This is a genomic window from Klebsiella sp. D5A, assembly GCF_001620885.1.
GTDB lineage: Bacteria > Pseudomonadota > Gammaproteobacteria > Enterobacterales > Enterobacteriaceae > Klebsiella > Klebsiella variicola.
Genome location: NZ_LOAR01000033.1, coordinates 1 through 5954, shown reverse-complemented (window position 1 = coordinate 5954; position 5954 = coordinate 1). Strand labels below are relative to the sequence as shown.

The following is a 5954-nucleotide window of genomic DNA, read 5'->3' as shown; positions in this document are numbered from 1 at the left end:
TTAAGGACGACGTACTGGCGTCAAAGGAGCTGCTGGTGATGCCCAGTGGCAGCGTGACGCTCAATATGCCTATGGATGAAGAGGCGCAGTTCGTGGCGGTGGTGGGGCTGTTTAACCGACCGGATCAGAAGGACAACCGCTGGCGCCTGGTACTGACCCGTGACGATCTTGACCCGGACAACCCCCGCACTATTGAACTGGGTGATGGCTGGCTTAGTCTTGTACCGATAAAGGAGTGACGTAATGGATAACTGGCTGGCGCTTTTTGACGGGCAGACCCGTTACTTTCTGGATATCAATGACAGTTCGGTGAAGCCGGATGTTTTGCGCTTTCGCGGCCGGGAAGCCCTGAGCGAGCCGTTCAGCTGGGACATCGAGTTCACCACGCTTCAGGCGAACATCCCCCCGGAAGAGGTGCTGATGAAATATGCCTCTTTCCGGATGCGGAGCGGTAAAAGTGTTCACGGCATGGTGACCCGCCTGGAATGGTTGTCCACCTCTCAGGACCAGTCTCACTACCGGCTTACGCTCAGTTCGCGCCTGGCGCTCCTGGGATACACCCGACAGTGCGCGGTATATCAGAACCAGTCCGTTCCTGAGGTGGTTGAGCAGGTGCTACGCAAACATGGCCTGGAAGGACCTGATTTTGACTTCCGCCTGGAGCGCAGCTACCCGGCGCGTGAAATTATCACCCAGTGGCGGGAAACGGACCTTGAGTTTATCCGGCGCATTCTGTCTGAGGTGGGGATTTACTGGCGCACGGAGATGGATGATGTGCGCGGTCTGGATACCTATATACTGGCCGACAGCCAGCTTAACTACCACTTTGATGTACAGTTGCCCTACAGCGAACCATCGGGCCTGTTTGACGGCGCGGCAGAATCGGTCTGGGATGTGCGGACCTGGCACAACATTGCCACCGGCACCGTTGCCACGCGGGATTACAACTACCGGACCGCCGCCACGCCGGTGGATGCCACAGTCAGCGTGCGTCATGATGCGGTCACCACCGGGGAGCATTACCGCTACGCCGCACCTTATCGTGACGCGGGTGATGACGCCAGCCCGGAGCCGGAAACCGAATCCGGGGCGTTCTATGCGCACATCCATCACGAGCGGGAGCTGAATAAATCAGCCCGTATTCATCTGTTCAGCAACGCTGCTCATCTCACACCCGGACAGGTGCTGGAGCCGCTGGGCGATGTCATTGCGGCCCTGAAAGAAGGCGTCGTCCTCACCCTGGTGACCTACCGGGGGGCCCGTGATTCCCGTCTGCATGTGTCAGTCTGGGGCCAGCCTTATACCGAACGTTACTGCTTCCGTCCGGTAGAGATCCCTCGCCCGGTCATCCCGGGTACGCTCCCGGCCCGGATCGAAAGTCGCGAAAAAAATGATACCTACGCACACCTGGACGAGCAGGGGCGCTACAGGGTGAAGCTGGACTTCGACCGGGAGGGGACGGAGCCGGGTTACGGCTACCTGTGGCTGCGGATGGCGAAGCCGTATGCCGGTGAAACACTCGGCTGGCATACGCCGCTCATCGATGGAACCGAGGTGGCGATAGCGTACAGCAATGGCGATATTGACCTGCCGTACATCGCCTATGCGCTGCACGACTCCGAACATCCCGACCTGGTGAACCGGGACAATCACACCCGCAACGTGCTGCGCACCCCGGCGAACAACAAGCTGCGGATGGAAGACAAACGGGGTGAGGAACACATCAAACTCGCCACGGAGTACGGAAAGACGCAACTGAACACGGGCCATCTGGTGGACGCGCAGGGGCAACGCCGCGGCCAGGGAATCGAGCTGCGCACCGATGAGTGGGGCACAATCCGTGCCGGTAAGGGGCTGTTTGTCAGTGCGGATACACAGCCTAAGGCGCAGGGGGAAGCGCTGGACAGGAATGCCGCGCTGAAGGAAATCGACCGGCTTAACCAGCAACTGCAGCAGCTGCAAATGGCGGCAGAGCAGGTTCTGGCGCTGAAGGCGGATGTTGACAGTCAGATAGCGATGTTTGAGCAGCGGCTGAAACCGCTCAATGAGGCGCTGCTGATGTCCGCTCCGGAAGGGATGGCGCTGACCAGCGGGGAGCTCCTGCAGATGACGGCCACGAAAAATGTCGCCATTAACGCAGGCGGGGATATCAGCACGGGTGTCAGGGGCAATATGACGGCGCTGGCCGGGGAGAAGCTGGGGCTCTTTGCCCGGACCGGTCAACTGAGCCTGAAATCCGGCGAAGGGCCAGTGGAGGTGCAGGCGCAGAATGCCAGCCTGCGGCTGTTTGCGGAGAAGAAGCTGACGCTAAGTTCGGCGAGTGACATCTTGTTTGCCGGGAAGAAACGTATCACGCTGATTGGTGGCGGGAGCTACCTGCGACTTGAGGCCGGGAAGGTCGAGTATGGTACGACGGCGACGTATATACGGAAGGTGAAAAGGACGATGGCGGCAGGGGCGGCGAGTATGTCACTACCATTCAGGGAAAAAGGATTATGCCTGAGCTGTCTGATGGATGCAGCAATGAACGGGACGCCTGTTGTATTGAGGGGGAATTAATATGACAGAACAGCATTACGCATTACGGGAATTTGCACTACTCAGAGAAAAATATGAACTTCTGAATTTATTCTCCCTGGTGGATGGTATTCAGTTTGATCGTTTCTTTGATGAGCCGCTTAAGGAAGATAAGGGTATTCGCTCTCTTTTCAGTTTACCGGAAGATAAGGCGCTTGCATTTGCGGGGCCATGGTTGCTGGATGTGTCAAAACTATCAAGAGAGTATTTAGTGAAAATCAGCCAGTTGGAAGAAAAATACCCTGCGGTATCATGGATTATCAGTGAGCAACCTTTTGAAAAACTGGCCCGGCATCTGGAATCTGGCCTGATGGTTTCACTGCCTTCGAAAGATAAAGGGGTGTTTCGTTTCTACGATAGCCGGGTTTTGAAAATACTCCATGAGCTTTTGTCGCCGGAGCAGTTTGCATGGTTGATGAAATATTCTCTGCGATGGTTTTTTCTCAGTGAGGGCGAAATTAACTGTTATCAGTGCAGTGCCGGAGTGTTAGAGCATTGTATTATTGGAAATAATGAGCTGGGCAGGGAAGTATTATAATGGCTGAAATAGCATCTTTGGACCCCACAACCATGTCGAATTGCACCGGTGAGGCAGGTGAACCTGCTACCAGATGTAACCAGGAATTTAGTCACCGGATAAAACTTGTCCCTGTTGATGGAGCGTCGGTGTCCCTCAGGGGTATTCCTTGGTCTGTTCATTTTGAGGAAGAAAAATACAACAGACAGGGCATGACGGATGCGGAAGGTAAAACAGAACGAATTAAGACATCACAGCCTAAAAAACTCTTTGCGCTTGTTGGAAAATTAGCTGAGGGATATCGGAAACGTGGGGGCAGCTTTGGTTCATTAAAGGAGATAGAAGAGAGAAAGATATCCTTGGTAACGGCACCTAAATATTCTGAAAAAGAAACTCCTTATTGCAGTGGATATGATTACATCACTGTGGTGGGAGCCAGAACGGCACCAAGGGACTGGCGCTGGCAGGGTGGATTTGGCCTAACAGAAGAGAGCAAAGGCAATCAGTATCGGTTTATTAATTGTGGGTTGCGCCAGTTGCGGGATTTTCCGCAACCCAGTAAGAATGGTTATTCTGTACAGCGTATTATGGTCGTGTTTCAGCAGGGGTATAGTGAGTATGATATTGGCAAAATAAATGAATATTCTGAAAAGCAAAACTCCCGAGTTGTTTATGTAAAAAATAAAGATGAATTGGTTTCATTTCTCAGGCAGCGTAAAACCAAAAAAAAGGCTCATAAAGAAAATGGTGTTTTTCTGTCATGGTATCATTAATATTGCTTCTTTTCATTATGCCGGGGATAATAAAGATGCGGGTGAGTTTTCCATAGATGATATTAACAATATCTATGAGTCTGTTTTTGACTATGATGCAGAAATAACAACTTATGCCTGTCGTGCCGGGATCTCGGTGGATGGTGATGATATGGCCGTGAAAGATGCTGGGCAAAAGCAAAGTCCGGCACAGAAAATGGCTGATTCGTGGGATGTAACAGTAAGCGCTTTTGAGATGCGCTCAAGTTATGTTGGTGTTTATGGTACAGGAACGGAAATAAAGAATGCAGAAAACTATGATAAAGTTATCCAACAATATGAAACAGAAATGGATGAGTATTATAAAGAAATAGCCAGAGGTAATAAAAAGGCTAAACAACCTGAACGTCCGGAGAACTACGATGAAATAAAAAGAAGAAATACAGATATTAAAGAGCGAAGCAAAAATGAGAAAGATGGTGGCCCTATTGCTCCTAATGGAGCGTGGCGTTTTCCTACAACAGGTGATACTCCATCTGGATTGAAAAAAGGACTGCAACTATATCAACCTTTAGAGTGGAAAAAATAATGCGATTTCGAAACGTTTATGGTGCATTATTTATAATGATTATTTTGATAGCCGTGGGAGGAGTGTATATGCATAGAGATTATTATCAAATGGCAGTTTTAGTTAGTGCGGATGGTGAGAGTAGTCCTGAGTGGCCTAATAAACGCAAGTGGTTTGATGCGAGAGAATGGCTTGAAACATCACAATATATTAAAATTGATGATTTTTATGTGCTTAATGAAAACTATATCCCAATCGATGTTTTGGATGATTTTGGAATAACGCGTAGGCTACAGGATTCTATAAAGGAATCGATAAATATTGTACCTGCTTTATCATCTCTAAATGGCATAGATGCAATTGTTTTTTTCGATTTAATGAAAGATAATCTATCTTACGAGTATTTAAGGACGGAGTTTAATAATCAAACATTGAAACCAACAGAAGATTATTTTTTGATATTTTTTACTTATGCAAATCAAACGTATGAAGTAGAGTTGTTAAGAACACCATATAATAATGGGTTTGTGTTTATGGCCAATGGTAGTCTGGTTCATAAAGCTGGTTACTGGCATTCGACATCTCCGGCTGGATACTCTTATAGAGATTACATTGCAGGTAAGCCTGTTAAATAATTTTATTTGTTATATTTCATATTGCAGGAGTTTAATATTGATGGAGTTCAGTGATAATCAGGTTAATATGCTAAAAAAGGTATCTGCTGAAAATTACATCAGTGAAATTATCGAACATTGCGAGATTATGTTCCCACTGTTAATTCCCTTGCAAAAGAAGGATGATTTTCGTTCCTGTATTCAACAGAGCATTGTTTTTGCAAAGAAAGCCGGTTATACCCAACGAGGACCGGTTCGCCTTTATATTGATATGATGATTATACTTGGTTCTGATTTCGGGAGGGAACCGCTTTTTCAATCATTAAAAATTAAATATCAAAAAGATCTTCCACAAATAGAAAGGAGTTTAAGCCTTTATACATTACTGAATGATTATATTGCGAAAGTTTATGGTGAAGACGGATGCTTTTTTAAGAAAAGCTTTGAAATATTTAAAGGTTTTAGTGCTGAAGATTTTACCGTTAAAATAAGTTCCAGTAATGCAGGGTTGCACGAATTATTAAGGGGTGTATATCCGCAGCGATATGATTTTGCAGGTTATAACGCTGTTAATGATTTAATTGCTGTTTTGGATGAGGCTTGTGAAACATATAAAGTTAAGCGGCTTTATCATCGATTATATTTAGCTCTCATTATGTTTTTATTTGGTTGCTCATTTGAACAGGATATTTTTCGTGGACATCTTATTACTGAACCATTAATGAAATATTTTAATAACGATGATATCAGCGGCCAAAATATTATTGTGTCGTCTTACGCCTCTTTTCAGGTTAATCATGGTTAATATCATTAGTAACTTCATAATACTCACATCACATCTCTATCCTGGCGGGAACTGACGCTTATTGCCTGCGGCCTGACGCAGACCGTCACGGACGGTACGGTCAGCATCACGAAATCCATCT

Annotated in this window: 7 protein-coding genes; all 7 read left to right on the top strand. The window is 47.4% G+C overall.

Translation table 11 applies throughout. The features are described 5' to 3' along the window. On the top strand, window positions 1–239 hold a 239-nt coding region (locus tag AS136_RS25755; RefSeq protein WP_148718842.1), incomplete at its 5' end, for a type VI secretion lipoprotein TssJ. A 4-nt stretch (window positions 240–243) separates the two neighbouring features. Beyond that, window positions 244–2559: a type VI secretion system Vgr family protein gene (locus AS136_RS25750; protein ID WP_063267124.1), complete on the top strand. Its 2316-nt coding sequence runs from the start codon at window positions 244–246 to the stop codon at window positions 2557–2559. 1 nt (window position 2560) lies between these two features. Further along, window positions 2561–3115 (top strand): DUF4123 domain-containing protein, encoded by a 555-nt coding sequence (locus AS136_RS25745; RefSeq protein ID WP_063267123.1) that lies wholly within the window; start codon window positions 2561–2563, stop codon window positions 3113–3115. Further along, window positions 3115–3867, top strand: a complete 753-nt coding sequence (locus AS136_RS25740; protein ID WP_063267122.1) for a hypothetical protein — start codon at window positions 3115–3117, stop codon at window positions 3865–3867. Before AS136_RS25745 ends, AS136_RS25740 begins: the two co-directional genes overlap by 1 nt. Next, entirely contained in the window at window positions 3839–4435 is a 597-nt protein-coding gene (locus AS136_RS25735; RefSeq protein ID WP_074158396.1) for a hypothetical protein, read from the top strand. Before AS136_RS25740 ends, AS136_RS25735 begins: the two co-directional genes overlap by 29 nt. A 68-nt stretch (window positions 4436–4503) precedes the next feature. Further along, window positions 4504–5049 (top strand): hypothetical protein, encoded by a 546-nt coding sequence (locus AS136_RS25730; RefSeq protein ID WP_046882561.1) that lies wholly within the window; start codon window positions 4504–4506, stop codon window positions 5047–5049. 40 nt (window positions 5050–5089) lie between these two features. Next, window positions 5090–5833, top strand: a complete 744-nt coding sequence (locus AS136_RS25725) for a hypothetical protein (RefSeq protein ID WP_046882559.1) — start codon at window positions 5090–5092, stop codon at window positions 5831–5833. Window positions 5834–5954 lie beyond the last annotated feature (121 nt).

Excerpts from the sequence above, each read along its gene's own strand:
- AS136_RS25750 (WP_063267124.1), top strand. The coding sequence starts at position 244 with ATGGATAACTGGCTGGCGCTTTTTGACGGGCAGACCCGTTACTTTCTG.
- AS136_RS25745 (WP_063267123.1), top strand. The coding sequence starts at position 2,561 with ATGACAGAACAGCATTACGCATTACGGGAATTTGCACTACTCAGAGAA.
- AS136_RS25740 (WP_063267122.1), top strand. The coding sequence starts at position 3,115 with ATGGCTGAAATAGCATCTTTGGACCCCACAACCATGTCGAATTGCACC.
- AS136_RS25735 (WP_074158396.1), top strand. The coding sequence starts at position 3,839 with ATGGTGTTTTTCTGTCATGGTATCATTAATATTGCTTCTTTTCATTAT.
- AS136_RS25730 (WP_046882561.1), top strand. The coding sequence starts at position 4,504 with ATGCATAGAGATTATTATCAAATGGCAGTTTTAGTTAGTGCGGATGGT.
- AS136_RS25725 (WP_046882559.1), top strand. The coding sequence starts at position 5,090 with ATGGAGTTCAGTGATAATCAGGTTAATATGCTAAAAAAGGTATCTGCT.